Genomic DNA, 17,258 nt, shown 5'->3' on the forward strand with positions numbered 1-17,258 from the left:
ATCTGCCCGTCGGACGCCAATTATTTCGGAGTCAACCCGATTGCCCGCGAGGCTAACCCGTGCAACTCTATTGGCGCACCGCAGCCAAAGGTTGTCGGTTCGCAAACGAGATGCGATTACGCAGCAACAGAACTGATGTGACAACGCGGATATGAAGAAGATCGAGGCTATCATCAAGCCGTTCAAGCTCGACGAGGTGAAGGACGCGCTTCACGAACTGGGTCTTCAGGGCATCACTGTCATCGAAGCCAAGGGATTCGGTCGCCAGAAGGGTCATACTGAACTCTATCGTGGTGCTGAATATATCGTCGACTTCCTGCCCAAAATGAAAATCGAGGTCGTGTGCCCCGATGAGATGGCGGAACGCGCGGTCGAGGCGATCACCAACGCCGCCCGCACGGGCCGCATCGGTGATGGAAAGATCTTCATCATTCCTGTCGAGGACGCGGTGCGGATCAGAACGGGCGAGCGTGGCGGAGACGCGATCTGAAGGATGTTTGCGCGAGCGGTCGGACATGTTCCCGCTTGCCACTCCGTCCCTCGTAGGACACAAAGTTTCGGTGCGGTATCGATCCGGCTCCGGCATCCGGAGGGTGGAACCGCAAATCTGGTGGCCGCTTTGGCGGCGCTAACAGTCAGGTAGAGGCACTATGGCGAAAAAAGAAACCAGCTCGACCAAGGCGTCGGCTGAGGCAGTTTCCCGGGTTTTTGAGCTGATCAAGGAAAACTCCGTCGAGCTGGTCGACCTGCGCTTCACCGATCCGCGTGGAACGTGGCACCATACGACCCAGTACATCACGACGATCGAGGAAGACACCTTCACCGAAGGCTTCATGTTCGATGGTTCGTCGATTGGTGGCTGGAAAGCTATCAACGAGAGCGACATGGTGCTGCTGCCGGATCCGGCAACGGCCGTCATGGACCCGTTCTCCGCCAAGCCGCAGCTCATCCTGATCTGCGACATTGTCGATCCGGCCACCGGCCAGTTCTACAATCGTGACCCGCGCTCCACCGCAAAGCTGGCTGAGCAGTATCTCCAGTCCACCGGTCTTGGCGATACGGCATTCTTCGGTCCTGAAGCTGAATTTTTCGTCTTCGACAACGTGCAGTTCGGCACGGGCCCGAATTACGGCAAGTATCAGCTCGACAGCATTGAAGGCCCCGATGCTTCCCTGAAGGAATATCCGGAAGGCAATCTCGGTCATCGTCCGGGTGTAAAGGGCGGCTACTTCCCTTGCGCGCCAGTGGACAGCGAAAACGACCTTCGCGCTGAAATGCTGACGACGATGGGCGAAATGGGCCTGCCGATCGAAAAGCATCACCACGAAGTGGCACAGTCCCAGCACGAACTCGGCACCAAGTTCGATACGCTGGTTCGCTCGGCCGACTTCATGCAGATCTACAAATACTGCGTGCACAACGTGGCCGTGTCCTACGGCAAGACGGCAACATTCATGCCGAAGCCGATCTTCGGCGACAATGGTTCGGGCATGCATGTTCACCAGTCCATCTGGAAGAACGGCAAGCCGACTTTCGCTGGCAACGGTTATGCTGATCTGTCCGATACGGCGCTTTACTACATCGGCGGCATCATCAAGCACGCCAAGGCGCTGAACGCGTTCACCAACCCGTCCACCAACTCCTACAAGCGTCTGATCCCGGGCTTCGAAGCACCGGTTCTGCTGGCTTACTCCGCCCGCAACCGTTCCGCTTCCTGCCGTATCCCGTATGCGACGAGCCCCAAGGCGAAGCGCGTCGAGGTTCGCTTCCCTGATCCGACCGCCAACCCGTATCTGGCATTCTCCGCAATGCTGATGGCTGGCCTCGACGGCATCAAGAACAAGATCCATCCGGGCGACGCCATGGACAAGGATCTTTACGACCTGCCGCCGGAAGAGCTGAAGCAGATCCCGACGGTTGCCGGCTCGCTGCGTGAGGCCCTTGAGTCTCTGGCTGCTGATCACGACTTCCTGCTTGCAGGCAACGTGTTCACGAAGGACCAGATCGAGAGCTACATCGAACTGAAGTGGAAAGACGTGTATCGTTTCGAGCACACGCCGCATCCGGTCGAGTTCGAGATGTATTACTCGGTCTGATCGCTTTCGCGATAAACGATCCCTTCGGTCAGGCGGCAGTTTTCTCCACCTGATCGAAGAAACGGAAAACGCGGCCCTCGGGTCGCGTTTTTTCGTTTTCCATGACCATCAATCCGCACAGAGCAATGGCTTCCGCAGTCATCCCAATAAAAAAGGGAGCATCTGACGGATGCTCCCTTCGGGGTCATGACGGCGTCCTCACATGAAAGACTTCAGTGAAGCATGCCAGCCACCAGCGCATGCTCATCAATCGCCGCCCGCATCATGTCACAATCTTCCGTCGTGCCCATGAGTTGCCCGTTGGCCGCGTAGAGAGCGAACACGTCCTCTCCGAATTCAGACGCCTTTCGGACATACACCAGATTGGGCAGGCCTAGCGTCAGGAACTGAGCATCCGTCAGCTTGCGGATGTCGATCGCGCCGTTTGCGAGAGCGGCGTTCTCTGTTGCTTTGTTCTGCATATCCACTCCTCACATTGCATGCATCAAGAGATGAGGTCAGTCTTCGCCTATCGTGCGCACTGTCCTCGGTGTGGCTTCCACCACTCCGTCACCCGGAACAGGGCGAGCGACCGCACCTTTCTTGATATCAATACGTCTCACGCGGACTTCAGGTTCCGGCCGAAAGAGGTCGATGTTCAGAAGCCCGTTATCGAGCCACGCTCCGCCGATATCGATTCCTTCAGCAAGAACGAAGGATTTCTGGAACTGACGTGCCGCAATCCCCCGATGGAGAAAGACACGCCCCTGCAAATCCTCGGACTGTCGGCCACGGATGACCAGCTGGTTGTCTTCCTGCGTAATCTGCAGGTCTTCCATCGTGAACCCGGCAACGGCGAGCGTGATTCTCAGCGCCGATGCACTGATCTGCTCGATATTGTACGGCGGATACCCGTCGCCTGATGATTTCGACGCTCGTTCAAGCATCGTCTCAAGATGATCGAATCCAAGAAACATCGGTGAACCAAAAACTCTTCCTGACATGTCAGCCTCCTCCAGTGAGCGAGACACCTGCGCCAGCCCCACTGAGGCAACCGGCGTTGGTTCAACATATGGACCACCTACTCCCAGTTGCAAGAGCCCCCACCCTCCGCACCTCCGACGCGCGCACTTTCTTCTCGTCGCCAAAGACGACGGCAGCTAAGGAAAACTGCCGTTTTTCTACTGTCAGCGCGGAGAGTGTCCCTGCTTTTTCCCCATGAAATCCTTCAGAACCGTCATCTGCGGCTTTTCGGTTCCATCCTTTGAAGGCTCGATCGAATACATGTAGTTGCCCCAGAGCGGGCCACCCGCCCAGTAGGTCCAGCCATACCAGACATCCGCCGTCTGCCCGACAAACGTGAGGGCCGCCCGCAGATCCGCGAGACAGCCCTCGTTGCCGCTGACACCGAACTCTCCCAGCAATCCTCTCGCGTGGTGGGCCCGAAGCCAGTCCGTAAAGGGAGAGAGGCGGCCAACGACCTGATCCACCGGCACGCAGTCAGGCGAGGTGCCGGAGTGATCCCGATCGAAATACTGGTGCGCCTCGAAGATCATGGCCTTTCCGGGGTCGTGAAGGCCAGCGAGCGCCTCACCATTCACCTGCGGGAAATTATGCGCGCCATCCCATTGTATCCCCGACACGGAGATCGTGTTCTTCACATCCTTCGCCCGCAAGGCGTTGATGACCTGCTGCTCGATCGCCGCCCATTCCTGCGCGGAGGATTGCTTGGGCTCGTTCATCAGACCGAAGACCACGGACCTGTCCCGTCCGAAAACCTGGGCGAGCCGTTGCCAGACATCCACGAATGCCGTGACCGGGACCGTATCCGATCCAATCAGCGCGCCGTGATACTGGCCGTAATTATGCAGATCGAGAATGACGGTGGCATGGGCAGCTTTCGCATCCGCGACGAAATCCCGGATATGCCCAAGATAATTCGGATCAAGACCGGCAAAAAGCTCCGGCTGCAACCGCTCCCAAAGGAACGGCAGACGAAAAAATTTTATGCCGTGGCCGGTGTAATATGAGATTTCGTCTTTTTTCGGGAACATGTAATCCCAGTTATCCCGACCGGGAATTTTCCCGCTGCCAAAAGCCGCTCCCTCGAGATTGATGCCGGGAAGAGGCTCGGCCCAGGCCGATGTCGCCGTCCCACATGCAACCCCGAGAACAGTCGCGAATCCGCAAATAAGAGGTTTCATCATCATTTCCTGACCAAAGAATGGTTAGCTGGATGCGAATACTAGCGGGTCACCGGCTCCATCCCGCTCCCGTTCTCCTTTTGCCCCGTTGATCATCGCGTAAGGAATGACGATTATCCTCCCGCGACCAAAACCGGGACGCCCCAGCGCGGCTTACGATAAACGGAGAGAACTCTTCATGGCCAATTTCCTCGTTCTCTCGGTGCATGACTTCCGCTCACGCCGCAAGGCCAGCGTGCATTTCATTGCCAGTGAACTGGCGAAGCGGGGTCATGTCCGTTTTTACTCCACCGGCCTCAGCCGTCTGTCCGAACATCGCGGGGACACACGTCTGGATCTCCGTGACCGGGCCAATCGGGTCGAGATCGTCAACGGCGTGGAATGTTACCTCCAGCGCTGGGCCTGGCATCCGTTCCGTCTCATGAACCCACGCCTTCGGCCTCTCGAAGAGGCCATGTTCCTCCTCTATCGCCGGACAATGCCCGCCACCCTGAAACGCTGGATTCAGGAGGCCGACACCGTCTTCATCGAATCCGGAATGGCGGCGATCTACGTCGCGGACGTAAAACGCCTCAATCCGAAAGCAAAGATCGTCTATCTTGCTTCCGATGACCTCGCCGTGGTGGGGGCCGCCCAGACCATCCAGCGTGATTTCACGCGGAACTTCGATAAAATCGACCTCGTCCGCCTTCCCTCGCGCCTGCTGCTGGACGGCATGCCCCACGCCCGAAATTCCATTTTCGCACCGCAAGGCATCGACCGGGAGCTGATGGAACGGCCACGTCCCTCCCCCTTCAAGGACCGCAAAGCCTGTGTCTCCATCGGCTCGATGCTGTTCGACGTGAACTTTTTCAATATGGCCGCCCCGGCATTTCCCGACCTGGATTTTCATGTCATCGGTGCGGGTCGTCCGGCAGAAGCTCTCGAGAAACGCCCGAACATCATCGTCCATGACGAGATGCCGTTCGAAGAGACCCTCGGTTATGTGCAGAACTGCGCGTTCGGGATTGCCCCTTACAAGAGCGCCGATACCCCGCGCTACCTGCTGGATACATCGCTCAAACTGAAGCAGTTCGCCTTTTTCGGAAAACCCGCTGTCTGCCCGGAATTCGCGGCAGGGGATGAAAAAGGCCGCTTCGGGTACACCCCCGGCGACAAAGCCTCCATCCTCGCAGCCATTCGCGACGCTCTGGCATGCACAGAGGCCATCTCACTCGAGCTGCCTACATGGGCCGAGGTGGTTGACCGACTACTTTCACCTCAGCGCTTCCCGGAACACCGCATCTTCCCCGAACAGGAAACCGGGAAGATGCAGGCGCCGTAACGACTTACCGATGCGCCAGCCCGACCCGCCTTTGGGAACACGCACCCGATCGGAGTGTATTTTCATCCGAAAAGGCTGCCGCCCTCCCGCCAAAAGGCAATGTCCTGTGGATCCCTGTCTGTCACGTTTCCGGTCACTCACTGAACGTTCCAACCACAATCCGAATTCACGGATTCCTCTGACAGCGTTCGCATGTGTGAAAATTGACAGGACAGGCGCAGTCCACGCAGTGTCGCCTGCCACCGGAGATATGCTGTGACGAAAATCGATGTTCTGATTCCTGCCTATAACTGCAAGGATTATATAACTCAGGCTCTCAGAAGCATTCAGGATCAAACGGTCCGTGATATCCGCCTCATTGTCGTCGATGACGGTTCGACTGACGGAACCGGAGCCATCGTCCAGGCAGCAGCAAGCGCAGATTCCCGCATCGTTTATCATCGGCAGGACAATGCCGGCATTGTGGCCGCCATGAATGCTGGTCTGGCCCTTTGCACGGCACCTTTCGTCGCACGCATGGATGGCGACGACATTTCCTACGCTGATCGGTTCGAAAAGCAGCTGGCCTATCTGGAAGCGCACCCCAACTGCACGGGTGTCGGGTGCCGCGTTCGCCATATAGATGAACATTCCGCACCATTAGGAACGACGTCAAAACTCAAGGATATGGCGCTCGCCAACTGTTTTTCGTTCCCGGCTATAGAGCCCTACATCATTCATCCGATGCTGATGGCTCCGCGCGCCGCCATCGAAAAGGCCGGGGGCTACAGGCCTGTCTATAACGCGGAAGATTCCGACCTGTACTGGCGTCTGAAGGATCTCGGTGATCTTCACGTCATTGACGCTGTCCTTGGTGATTACCGGATGCATTCCGGTTCCGTCTCATCGGCATCCATTGTGAATGGCCGACAGCAGGCTGTCTGGTCCCAGCTTGCTGCGCTCTCCGAACAGAGACGCCAGCAGAAGAAACCGGATATCGCCTTTACGCTGGAATTCGCAGCCCGCATTCGTTCCCAGAAAAGCTTGCAGGACATCCTTCAGGCCGCAACCGCAGACATGCCTGAATCAGATCGGTTCTGGCTTACGGCGGCCACATGCGCGAAGCTGCTGGAACTTTGCTATTATCGTCCTTTCGAGCCGGATCGCGGGGATATCCAGTATATCGTAGGCCTGCACAAGCTCTATCCCGAAACCAGCCAGCAGGCCCATTTCAATGTGCTGAAAGAAGCCGAACTCTCGGCCGGCATCCGACTGCTGCTGTCGGTGCGCATAGCGGACGCCATCACGCTGGTAGGAATCCGGAACGTTCCGGTCTTGCTGGTCCGGTCCCTGTTTCGGATTGCGATGCCTGAAAGCCTGAAGGAAAAAATCAAGAAAGCGACCGGGCGCTCGAACTGACCGGATTCTGTGTAGGAATGGCCGCTTCGAAGAAGCGGCATCCCACCGTCAGAGTCGTCCTGACTGCTTGAGGCTGGCCCAGCTTCCTCCATGAAGCGCGAAGACATCATGGAGCGTGATGGCCAGCAACCCTCCGCCGCGCAGCAGTTCACGAGCCAGAGGTTCATCCGCGCCAACCGCCTTGCGCGGCTCAATACCTTCACCGCACAGACGAATAAGAATCAGCGCCGTCGCATGGACTTCCAGCGCACGCCGGATGATTCCGGTCGCTTCCTGCGTGGTCTCCCGCGCCTGCCCGGAGCCACTCGTGAGAACGAGTTCATCCGCCAGCAACCGGTTGCGATTGTCGAGAAACAGCGCCCGTAACTGCCCTGGCACGGCCCCTTCAAGAGCTGTATCGAAATAGGTGAGGAGCGATTCCCAGTTTCCAAGCTGCGGACGTTCCCGAGCTTCGGCTCCCGCCAGTCGCCGCGCGGCCAAGGCGGACAGCCTGATCGCAGCGCTACAATCGCTATTGACGCCCGCACTCTTCAGGGCGCCAACAGGCGCAGAGATTACGGCTGCCAGAGAACCAAATTCGTTGATCAGCGCCTTCGCCTGCGGCTTCGTATCCCCGCGTGGCGTGCCGTAAAACAGCAGCATCTCCAGCACTTCATAATCCGCCAGCACTTCCGGGCCTTTGGAAATCACACGCTCCCGCATGCGTTGGCGGTGACCGTAAGGCCCCGTACTCGCAAACGGTGCGCGTGAGGCCGGCTTCGGATCTGGCGTTGGGGCGTCCATCAGGAAACAATGTCACCGAACGGACGGAGCGCCAAGCCTGATGATATGTGCCCCGCGAGCCTAAAAAATGCCCCGCGCGCGCCTCAGTGGGCGCCCCGCGACCCGCCGCCGCTTTTCATGGGGGAGAGGAGGAAGCAGAAAGGGACCACGCAGAATGCCACAAGGCCAAAGATCATGAACGCCTCATTATAGGCGAGCATCGCCACCTGCTGGCCGAAATCCACGTAGAGATGGTGCGTCGCGATTGCGTTCCCCTGCGCCTGATGATTGTGATCAAGGGCGACCTGCCGTCCGCGAGCAAGATACTCGTTGTAGGGCTGATGAAACGGCGTCATCCAGTGAACCATATCCGACTGGTGCGCCTGTCGCCGCTCAATGATGAGGGCCGTGGCACCAGAGATACTCAGGGAGCCGAAGAAGTTTCGCACCATTGAGAAGAGCGCCGAGGCATCCGCATTCATCTCACGAGGAAGAGTCGCGTACGCAATGGTTGAAAGCGGAACGAACAGGAAGGCGAGACACGCCGTCTGACTCATGCGGAAGAACACGAGATGCCGGAAATCCAGCCCCGGCACGAGATGTGCGGACCAGAACAACGCGCATCCCATCAGCCCGAACCCAAGGGCAATCACCGAACGGATCGGCATGATCGTCATCATTTTACCCACGATGGGAATGAGAACGATGACCGCCATGCCACCGGGGGACAGGAGCAGACCGGACAGTGTCGCCGTATAGCCCATCACCTGCTGCGCGAACTGCGGCACGATGATCGCCGCCGAATAGAGCAGCGCACCCATCGCCGCCATCAAAAGCGTGGCGACGGCGAAGTTCCGGTCCTTGAACACCCGCAGATCCACAGCAGGACGCTTGGTCCGGAGCAGCCAGAAGACGGCGCCCACAAGACCTATGGCGGCCAGAACTGCCATCACACAGATGAAGTTCGACCCAAACCAGTCATCATCCTCACCACGGTCCACCATGACCTCGAGGCAGCCGAATCCGAGCGTGATCAGGCTGATCCCGATCACGTCGATGGGTTCGTGCCGCTTCTTCGCCCACGGCGGGTCTTCCACCAGAAAGCCCACCGCAATCGTGGTGAGAATACCGAACGGCACATTGATGAAGAAAATCCAGCGCCAGGAATAATTGTCGGTGATCCAGCCGCCGAGTGTCGGGCCAAGCACCGGCCCCACCACGGCGGCGATGGCCGTCAGGCCGAATGCCGCCGCGCGCTTCTCAGGAGGAAAGACGTCAAGAATGATAGATTGCTGGTTCGGCTGGAGGCCGCCTCCGAAGAAGCCCTGCAACAGCCGGAATATGATCAGTTCGGCAAGACTGTTCGAAACACCGCACAGAAAGGACGTCACGGTGAACATCGCAATGCACACCATGAAGTAGAGCTTGCGCCCGAACAACTTTCCCAGCCATCCGGAAATGGTCAGAACGATGCCGTTGGCCACAAGATAGGAGGTCAGCGTCCAGGTGGCGTCATCATAAGTGCTGGAAAGACTGCCCGCGATGTGCGGCAGGGACACGTTGACGATCGTCGTGTCGAGAATTTCCATGAACGCTGCCATCGTCACGACAAAGGCGACGAGCCACGGATTATATTTGGGCTTCCAGGCCTCGTCCTTTTTTTCGACGGCGCCCGCGGCCGCGCTCATGGCGTGCCGTGCTCCAGTTCCTCGTGGCCCGGATCACGATTCACGACATGACCGTTCGAATCGCGCGCGACGGTGCTGTCCGTATGCACGACGGGCACGACCGAGAGACCCAGCGCCAGAGGAATATCCGGGTTCAGGCCGCTGTCGATGCGGATCTTGACCGGGACACGCTGGACAATCTTCACATAGTTGCCGGTCGCGTTCTCAGGCGGGAAGGCGCTGAACGTCGCACCTGTGCCCTTCTGCAACGAATCGATATGCCCATGCAGATTGTGTGAAGGATAGGCGTCCACGGAAATATCCACCTGCTGGCCGGGACGCATGCTGGTGATCTGGGTTTCCTTGTAGTTCGCCATCACCCAGACTTCAGGCTCCACGATCGAAAACAGGCTCTGACCGGGCGTGACATAGTTGCCGCGCTCGACGTTACGCTGGGAGATCCAGCCATCGCTCGGTGCCCGGATTTCCGTCCAGCCCAGATTCAGTTCCGCCTTGACCAGTGCTGCTTTGGCGCTGGCCAGATCGGCCACGTCGCCTTCAATAGCGGCCTGCGCATTAGCGATGCTGGGCTTAACCGGCATGGCGATCGTCACCTGCGCCTCAGCCTGCTGAACACGCGCCTTTGCTTCCTCCAGCCCGGCCTTCGAATAATCGATATCCTGCTGCGAGGTCGCTGCCCGCTCCACCGAATGCTGACGCTTGTAGTCGGTCAGAGCCTTGAACTCCCCCGCTTTAGCGACGGAAAGATCAGCCTGTGCCGCAGCCAGACGACCGGGGAAGTTCTTTTCCGCGACGGCAAGCAGCATCTGGTGCGCGGCCAGACTGGCCTGAGCCTGCTGCACCGCTGCCGCAGCCCCATCCCGTTCAGCCTGCCAGTTCCGGTTGTCGATGCGGGCCAGCACCTGACCGGCATGGACGAACTGGTTGTCGTCAACCAGCAGGTCGGTCACGTAGCCCGACACATGCGGTGCGATGGTAACGGCACGACCTGCCGTAAAGGCATCGTCGGTCTCGATTTCGAAGCGATGCAGGAACCAGTAAATGGCCGCTCCCACAATAACCAGCAGCAGCACCAGAATGAGAATCACACGGATAAGCGGATTGCGCTTTTTCCCGTTGTTCTTCTTTTCGTCGGTTGGCGTGTTCTGATCCTGCTGTGCGTCGGCCATGCCGTCTCCGTCTGCCTGCTGCCGGGCTTTACAAGGTCAGCACTGCCCCAGATGTCGTGCTGACCGATCCGTTCGGTCAGTTTCTCGCACGCCAGCACGACCCCATCAAGTCAGGACCGTCGCATTCCGGCTTCAATGAGGTCAGGAAAAGGCCTCAAGCCCTCATAACCGTCTGCGAGCGTGAGGTTTTCAGAGCCCCGGCTCGCCGGGCAATGTTTCCCAGCCCAGCCCTATGATGGCGGCGCGCCGGCGACCCGCGCCGTCCAGACGCAGCACAATGGCGTTCTGCTCCTCAAGCCACGCCAGTATCCGGCGCGCCCGTCCCGTGGAATGCGTGCCGTAGACTCTTGCGATGGCCCCATCGGAGGGACAGGCGGACTGCACCAGCGCGGCACGGGCGAGATAGAGAAACACCCCCTGCATATCTTCTGGCAGCGCCGACGCCATCGCCTCGGCTTCCTGCCATTCCGGCGTTTCAGAAGCCTCCACGTCGATTCCACTGCGCGCTGAGGCCAATGCCCGCCGGAAAGCGCGCATATCCATCGCCTCCCGTCCGAAGCCGGCGATACGACAGCGGACCAGAAAATCCTGATAGAGCGAGGCCGGTGGCCGGAAACCACCGTCATCCTCAGTCAGCACCTCCCGCAATACGGCCTGAATCTGCCGACGGCGCTCCACCGGATCAACCGGGTCCGCCTCAGGCTCCGCTTCGGCCAGAGCGGCCCCATGTGTCGCCAGTTGCGTGATCAGATCCGGAGCGGGGGGTGCGACGGGGCGCTTGGGGCGCATCATCATTTCCGGTTCAGGGAGCGGTGCGAGAATCAGGTCCGCGACCAGCTCCGATGGAGGCGCGAACGGCTCCAGCACAGGACCAGCAGAGCGACTCGCAGTGTGCACGGGGCCGATCCGCACCGTCATCGGGCGACGGGACACCGCCGGTCCCAAAGCAACGAAAGTCCCGCGTTGCAGATCGCGGAACGCCTCGGCCTGCCGCCGCTCCATGCCGAGCAGATCCGCCGCCCGCGCCATGTCGATATCGAGAAAGGTGCGCCCCATCAGGAAGTTGGATGCCTCGGCGGCGACATTTTTCGCCAGCTTGGCCAGACGCTGCGTGGCGATCACACCCGCCAGCCCACGCTTTCGCCCCCGGCACATCAGATTGGTCAGAGCCCCCAGCGAAGACCGCCGCGCCTCATCCGATACTTCACCAGCGGCGGCCGGGGCAAAAAGCTGCGCCTCGTCCACCACGACCAGAACCGGATACCAGTGGGCACGCGGAACATCGAACATGCCCCCCAGAAATGCTGCAGCGCGCCGCATCTGAAGGTCGGCGTCCAGCCCCTCCAGATTCAGCACGACAGAGGCCCGGTGGATTCGCATCCGCTCTCCGGCGGCCTGCAGGGCAGCTTCCGTATGCTCCGCAGCATCAATCACAAGATGGCTGTACACCTCGGCCAGACTGACGAAATCACCCTCAGGGTCGATGATCGCCTGCTGCACCAGCGTCGCTGTCTGTTCCAGCAAGCGCCGCAGCAGATGCGATTTTCCCGAGCCGGAATTACCCTGCACGAGCAGACGTGTGGCGAGGAGTTCGGCGAGATTCATCATCGCCGGTCCGCCGCCGACAATCTCCCCCAATTCGATGGTGCTGGTCATGGGCGACCGGATACAGCGCCGACTCCTGTTCGGGCAACTGCCTCACGCTCGGCGAGCCAATCCAGAACGCCCTGCCCGGCAGCATGCCCCGTCGCCATGACAGCCTGAAGAAGATAGCCGCCCGTCGGAGCTTCCCAGTCGAGCATTTCTCCACAAACAAACACACCCGGGATGGCCCGCAGCATGAATCGCTCATCCACAGCGTCCTGCCTGACGCCTCCGGCCGTAGAAATCGCCCGATCCAGCGAATCCGTTGCCACAAGGCGCACCGGAACTGCCTTCAGACGTTGGGCCAAAGACTCTGCGTCCTTCGGCACGATGCCGGACTCGCGTAGAAGCGCCACGGCGACAGAGGGGAGCTGCACGGCTTTTCGCAACCGGTTGGTCAGGCTCTCACGAGGCCGGACCCGCTTCAGTTTCTCCACAATGACCGCAACATCCAGATCGGGACGCAAATCCACCAACACCGTTGCCTCGCCGCGCGTCTCGATAGCATCACGCACGGGGACGGCCAGAGCATACACAACGCCTCCTTCCAGCCCCCGCTCCGTGAGGACCGCCTCACCCCGGCGTGTTTCGCCTGCGAAGGAGAGCGCAATCCTCTTCAGAGGAGTTCCAGCGAAACGGTCGGCAAAGGGTGTCGTCCACTCTGCAAGAAAACCGCAATTTGCCGGACGCAATGGCGAAAGCGGCACATTCCGGGCAGCGAGCATCGACACCCACTGACCATCAGACCCGAGACGCGCCCAGCTTCCGCCCCCCAGCGCAAGGACAACCGCATCCGGAGACAGCGTCTCTTCATGACCCTCCCGTGTTTCCAGAATCACCTCATTCTGGTCGTTCCAGCCGCGCCATCTTAAGCCAGCGCGGAACTGCACTCCCTGTTCCGCCAGTCGCCCGATCCAGGCCCGCAATAATGGCGACCCCTTCATTGATTTCGGAAAAATGCGGCCTGAGCTTCCGGTAAAACAGGGCTGACCCAGTGTTTCAGCCCATTCAATCATCGCGGAGGGTGGAAATGCGGCAATCGCGGAGACAAGCCAGTGTTGAGCGTTACCGTACCGCTTCGGAAAACCTGTTTCCGATTCGGCGTTTGTCAGGTTGAGGCCGCTGCGGCCAGCCATCAGGAACTTACGTCCCAACGTTGGCATGCGGTCGACGACCGTCACGATGGCTCTGCCATTCGCAGACACGATTTCGGCGGCAGAAAGTCCGGCGGGCCCTCCGCCGATGACCAGAATATTTGGCTTTTTCTGCGTCATTCGCGTGGCATCTCTTTCTCGTCCCCAAAAATCGCTGCGTCCTATAGCAGGAACCTCACCTGAAAAGTCAGCCATCTGTTTTTCCGGCTGCTTTCACGCGATGCTCGTTTTTACCGCTGTGGCGAGAGGGGAGCACCTTACATGACAGGTGGACGCTGCGCACCGGCAGGCTGCTTCATGCGCCATACGTAAGCAATAATCGCAGCGACCGCCTGAAAATACTCATAAGGAATTTCGGTGTCCTCAGGAAGTTTATACAGGGAACGAGCCAAGGGCGGATTTGAAACAATCGGGACCTTCGCCTCATAAGCGAACTCCCTGATTCTTGCAGCCAGATCATCAGCCCCTTTCGCCACGATTTTAGGGGCCCCTCCCCCTCCCGTTTCGTAGGATAACGCCACGGCGTAATGCGTCGGGTTCGTCACCACGACTGTCGCCGCCTGGATAGCCTCCCTGATCACCTTGCGGTTGCGCTGCATACGCATCTGTTTCTGGCGCCCCTTGACGTGTGGATCGCCGTCCGACTGCCTCATTTCATCCTTGATGTCCTGACGGCTCATCTTGAGATCCTGCAAACGTTTATAACGCGTCCATCCTTCATCGAAAATGATGATGCCGATCTGCACTACAAGAACGGAAATGAGCGTTTTGACTGTCAGCTTCGAAAACTGCGTCATGAAGGTTTCTGCCGACCAGAAAACCGTTTTCGGAGCGAGTTGCAGAGTATCTTTCACGATACCGTAAAGAATCAGGGAAAAAACGATAACCTTGACTATGGATTTCAGGGCTTCGATCAGGCTCGAAACTCCGAAAAGCTTCTTGATACCCTTTAAGGGATTGAGACGTCCGATATCAGGGATCAACGCATCCGCACGCATCAGGAATCCTGACTGGAGCAGTGCTGTCGTAATGCCACCAGCAACAGCGGCGAGAACAATCGGCAGCGAAAGCATCACAAGCAGCGAGAAGGATGTTTTCAGCAGACCGGCAACGACATCTGGATTCAGATGAGTCTCGCCCGCATGATTAAAAAGAGCACTCATCTCTGACAGAAAACTCTTTGCACTCGTGGGCAAGAACATCACGAGCGCAATAGTGGAGAGCGCCAGACCGGAAAAAAGATGCAACTCCTTAGACTGAGCAACATTGCCTTCGTCGCGGGCCCGCTCCAGTCGTCTGCCTGTCGGCGCTTCTGTATTGTCTCCACCACTAGATTCCGCCACTTATTTCATTCCAAATATTTATATAATCAAGAATAATTCAATTTTTTAATCTGCTTAAAAAACACCATTTCCCGGAATATGACCCAATCCGGCTTCTGTTATATGGATCCACGCAGACAGCATTCCTTTGAGCAAAAGAGCGAACAGGAGAATGCCACCCAGCAACTGCGCGGGCATAGCAAGATTATAAATCTGCAATCCAGGCGAAAAGCGGCTCAAAAGCCCCAGCATCACAGGCCATAGTGTTCCAATGAGCACGATGGGCATAGCCAACTGGAATGCGAGCAAAAAAGAATATTGCGTCGCATGCGTCACACTTCTGGCAGCATCGCCCAAAAAGGGGAAATGACCGGGAGGAAAAAGCTGATAGCTGCCAACAAGAGCATGAAGTGGCAATACATACATGCCTGAAGAAAAAATAACGACTGTTACGATGAGTTCTGCCACATGACTGATGGGTGTACTTTGTGCGCCCAGCTCAGGATCAGGCTGAAGGACATTCGAAAGCCCGATAAAAGTCGACATCATCTGCGCTCCGATAGGAAAAGACGATATCATCAGTTGAGAAAGAAATCCTATCAGGCTACCACTTAGAAATTCCGCACAGAAAAATACAATCAGCCTTCCCGGGTCCATAACATCATTGATATGCGCATCAAAAAACTGTTTTTCGAGAAGTGGAAATAGCAAAAAAGTGAGGCCGACAGCCGTCGCCGCTCTCACAACAGTCGGCACAGACTGTGAAGAGAATGACGGAAATGCCACCAGCAACGCCGCCACTCGCGCAAGGATGGCAACAAAAATCACCATTTGCGTCGGGAGTGTCGCGACGAATTCTGTCAGATCGCTACTCAAGACACCCCGGCGAGGATGACCTGATCGAACACATGCCGGGCGTAGGACACCAGAGTTGAATACATGAACGGCCCCCCGACCAGAAGTGCTGCCATGGAGGCAAGAAACTTCGGGAGGAACGCAAGTGTCGATTCATTGATCTGCGTGACGGCCTGAAAAATAGAAACAACGAGACCAGCAGCCATAGAGGCCAGCAATGCCGGCGCTCCCACTTTTACGGCTACAAATAATGTTTCCCGCAATATAGATGCAACATCGACAGAGTTCATCAAATAAAATCCTGAAATAAAGAAGGATGATCAGATCGTCATACGCATGATATCCTGATAGGACTGAATGACTTTATCCCTGACGGCTGACGCTGTTTGCAGAACCATCTGCGCCTGCGAAATGGACGTGACAATATCGGTCAGGTTGCCATTCCCCTTGAGACCAGAAGCAGCTTTCACTTCCGCCTCCTTGCTGGATGTAACAGCCCCTTCAACGGCGGCCTCAAGCGTTTCACCGAAACTGGCTTTATCTGTTGACGACAGCGACAGATCATCACTGTCGTCAACAGATAGTCCCGTTTCCAGTGCAGACTGAGTTTTGGCGTACGCAGCCGCTGCCGTGGAATTACTGGATGCTGAAGAAATAATCATTTCAGAAGATCTATCGTGCGGGTAATCATGGTTCTGGTATTCTCAAATGTATTCAGATTGGCTTCATAGGATCGCTGCGCTTCATGCGAATCCACCACCTCCACCATCGTATTGACATTGGGCGTTTTCACATATCCCCGCGTATCAGCGGCTGGATTTCCGGGATCATAACGACTTTCAAAGTCGGACATGTCATGCCCGACTTTCTTCACCCGAACTTTCGAAGCGCCCGTCTGCTTGTCCATAACATTTTCAAAGGAGATGACCTTGCGGCGATAAGGATCAGCACCCGGTGAAGAACCAACAGTGTCCTGATTGGCAATATTCTCTGCCACAACACGCAAACGTTCCGATTGCGCCTCCATTCCGGCAGCAGAAACGGACAAGGTGGAATTAATATCCATCGTTCAACCGCTCCTTTATTTACCCAGCACCGTGGTCAGCATACTCCGATAAGCGGAATAAACATTCGTCGCCAGTCGTTGCTGATCGTTCGTTTCCGCAACAAGCTGCATCTGCGTTTCCAGCGAAACACCGTTTCCATCCAGAGACTGCTCCCCTGATGGATCATCCACATGCCTGCGTCCTTTTGATCCGAGGGCAATATGCTTTTCAGACGTTGTGGAAAGCTCTGCACTAGCCTGCGTCATGGCGCTGTCAAAAGACTCAATATCCTGCGCCACATAATGAGGCGTATCGGCGTTCGCGATGTTGGAGGCCACCACCTCCTCCCGTCTGTTCAGCCAGGAAAGACGACGCTGAGCCAGATCAAAAAGATCGACTCCCCCAGCGGCAGGACGAGAAGCATTAATCATGCAGTATTTCCTGAGTTAAACCCGCCAGATGGCGCTTCACCGATAATTGCCCACTGTGACGGCGAAAAACTGCCATATCGTTAAAATTCGGAGCGCATGGATGATTCGTTTAAAATAAAACAAAATACTCCCGCTTAAAGAATTCGTTCATCTCTTCGCTCCAAATCTGACGCATCCGGAACTCCA

The 17,258-nt window shown here is 57.4% G+C and carries 18 protein-coding genes; 4 read left to right on the forward strand and 14 right to left on the reverse strand.

The features are described from left to right. Nucleotides 1-151 precede the first annotated feature (151 nt). Nucleotides 152-490, forward strand: coding sequence for a P-II family nitrogen regulator (locus GOB81_RS11275; protein WP_173570525.1), 339 nt, complete (start codon nt 152-154; stop codon nt 488-490). A 160-nt stretch (nt 491-650) separates the two neighbouring features. Beyond that, on the forward strand, nt 651-2,096 hold the full coding sequence (gene glnA / locus GOB81_RS11280; RefSeq protein WP_173570526.1) for a type I glutamate--ammonia ligase: 1,446 nt from the start codon (nt 651-653) through the stop codon (nt 2,094-2,096). A 212-nt stretch (nt 2,097-2,308) separates the two neighbouring features. Here glnA and GOB81_RS11285 read toward each other — a convergent pair whose 3' ends face one another. The 3 genes from GOB81_RS11285 to GOB81_RS11295 form a co-directional block, all read right to left on the reverse strand. Continuing rightward, on the reverse strand, nt 2,309-2,557 hold the full coding sequence (locus GOB81_RS11285) for a hypothetical protein (protein ID WP_173570527.1): 249 nt from the start codon (nt 2,555-2,557) through the stop codon (nt 2,309-2,311). A 36-nt stretch (nt 2,558-2,593) separates the two neighbouring features. Further along, entirely contained in the window at nt 2,594-3,079 is a 486-nt protein-coding gene (locus GOB81_RS11290; RefSeq protein ID WP_173570528.1) for an Hsp20 family protein, read from the reverse strand. A 183-nt stretch (nt 3,080-3,262) separates the two neighbouring features. Beyond that, on the reverse strand, nt 3,263-4,279 hold the full coding sequence (locus GOB81_RS11295) for a glycoside hydrolase family 5 protein (protein WP_173570529.1): 1,017 nt from the start codon (nt 4,277-4,279) through the stop codon (nt 3,263-3,265). 178 nt (nt 4,280-4,457) lie between these two features. Here GOB81_RS11295 and GOB81_RS11300 point away from each other — a divergent pair, with 178 nt between their 5' ends. After that, nucleotides 4,458-5,603: a GumK N-terminal domain-containing glycosyltransferase gene (locus GOB81_RS11300; RefSeq protein ID WP_173570530.1), complete on the forward strand. Its 1,146-nt coding sequence runs from the start codon at nt 4,458-4,460 to the stop codon at nt 5,601-5,603. Between the two features lie 255 nt (nt 5,604-5,858). Continuing rightward, nucleotides 5,859-7,001, forward strand: a complete 1,143-nt coding sequence (locus GOB81_RS11305; protein ID WP_173570531.1) for a glycosyltransferase — start codon at nt 5,859-5,861, stop codon at nt 6,999-7,001. Between the two features lie 48 nt (nt 7,002-7,049). Here GOB81_RS11305 and GOB81_RS11310 read toward each other — a convergent pair whose 3' ends face one another. The 11 genes from GOB81_RS11310 to GOB81_RS11360 all read right to left on the reverse strand — a co-directional run bounded on the left by GOB81_RS11310 (nt 7,050) and on the right by GOB81_RS11360 (nt 17,072). Continuing rightward, entirely contained in the window at nt 7,050-7,784 is a 735-nt protein-coding gene (locus tag GOB81_RS11310; RefSeq protein WP_173570532.1) for a JAB domain-containing protein, read from the reverse strand. An 83-nt stretch (nt 7,785-7,867) separates the two neighbouring features. Further along, nucleotides 7,868-9,451 (reverse strand): DHA2 family efflux MFS transporter permease subunit, encoded by a 1,584-nt coding sequence (locus GOB81_RS11315; RefSeq protein WP_173570533.1) that lies wholly within the window; start codon nt 9,449-9,451, stop codon nt 7,868-7,870. Further along, the gene (locus GOB81_RS11320) at nt 9,448-10,620 is read right to left on the reverse strand and encodes an HlyD family secretion protein (RefSeq protein ID WP_173570535.1); all 1,173 of its coding nucleotides are present in this window, start codon (nt 10,618-10,620) and stop codon (nt 9,448-9,450) included. The genes GOB81_RS11315 and GOB81_RS11320 overlap by 4 nt, the downstream gene beginning before the upstream one ends. A 189-nt stretch (nt 10,621-10,809) precedes the next feature. After that, nucleotides 10,810-12,276: an ATP-binding protein gene (locus tag GOB81_RS11325; RefSeq protein WP_173570536.1), complete on the reverse strand. Its 1,467-nt coding sequence runs from the start codon at nt 12,274-12,276 to the stop codon at nt 10,810-10,812. Then, nucleotides 12,273-13,538: a TIGR03862 family flavoprotein gene (locus GOB81_RS11330; RefSeq protein ID WP_173570537.1), complete on the reverse strand. Its 1,266-nt coding sequence runs from the start codon at nt 13,536-13,538 to the stop codon at nt 12,273-12,275. The genes GOB81_RS11325 and GOB81_RS11330 overlap by 4 nt, the downstream gene beginning before the upstream one ends. A gap of 137 nt (nt 13,539-13,675) precedes the next feature. Next, nucleotides 13,676-14,761, reverse strand: coding sequence for an EscU/YscU/HrcU family type III secretion system export apparatus switch protein (locus tag GOB81_RS11335; protein WP_173570538.1), 1,086 nt, complete (start codon nt 14,759-14,761; stop codon nt 13,676-13,678). 54 nt (nt 14,762-14,815) lie between these two features. Beyond that, a complete protein-coding gene (locus tag GOB81_RS11340; protein ID WP_173570539.1) occupies nt 14,816-15,616 on the reverse strand; it encodes a flagellar biosynthetic protein FliR in 801 nt (266 codons plus the stop codon). Beyond that, nucleotides 15,613-15,885, reverse strand: coding sequence for a flagellar biosynthetic protein FliQ (locus GOB81_RS11345; protein ID WP_173570540.1), 273 nt, complete (start codon nt 15,883-15,885; stop codon nt 15,613-15,615). Before GOB81_RS11345 ends, GOB81_RS11340 begins: the two co-directional genes overlap by 4 nt. 30 nt (nt 15,886-15,915) lie before the next feature. Next, on the reverse strand, nt 15,916-16,257 hold the full coding sequence (locus GOB81_RS11350; RefSeq protein ID WP_173570541.1) for a flagellar hook-basal body complex protein FliE: 342 nt from the start codon (nt 16,255-16,257) through the stop codon (nt 15,916-15,918). Beyond that, on the reverse strand, nt 16,254-16,661 hold the full coding sequence (flgC, locus tag GOB81_RS11355) for a flagellar basal body rod protein FlgC (RefSeq protein ID WP_173570542.1): 408 nt from the start codon (nt 16,659-16,661) through the stop codon (nt 16,254-16,256). The genes GOB81_RS11350 and flgC overlap by 4 nt, the downstream gene beginning before the upstream one ends. Before the next feature lie 15 nt (nt 16,662-16,676). Continuing rightward, nucleotides 16,677-17,072 carry a flagellar basal body rod protein FlgB gene (locus tag GOB81_RS11360; protein ID WP_173570543.1) on the reverse strand — a complete coding sequence of 132 codons (396 nt, stop codon included), beginning with the start codon at nt 17,070-17,072 and terminating at the stop codon, nt 16,677-16,679. Nucleotides 17,073-17,258: the final 186 nt, after the last annotated feature.

This window comes from Acetobacter conturbans, from assembly GCF_011516755.1.
GTDB lineage: Bacteria > Pseudomonadota > Alphaproteobacteria > Acetobacterales > Acetobacteraceae > Acetobacter > Acetobacter conturbans.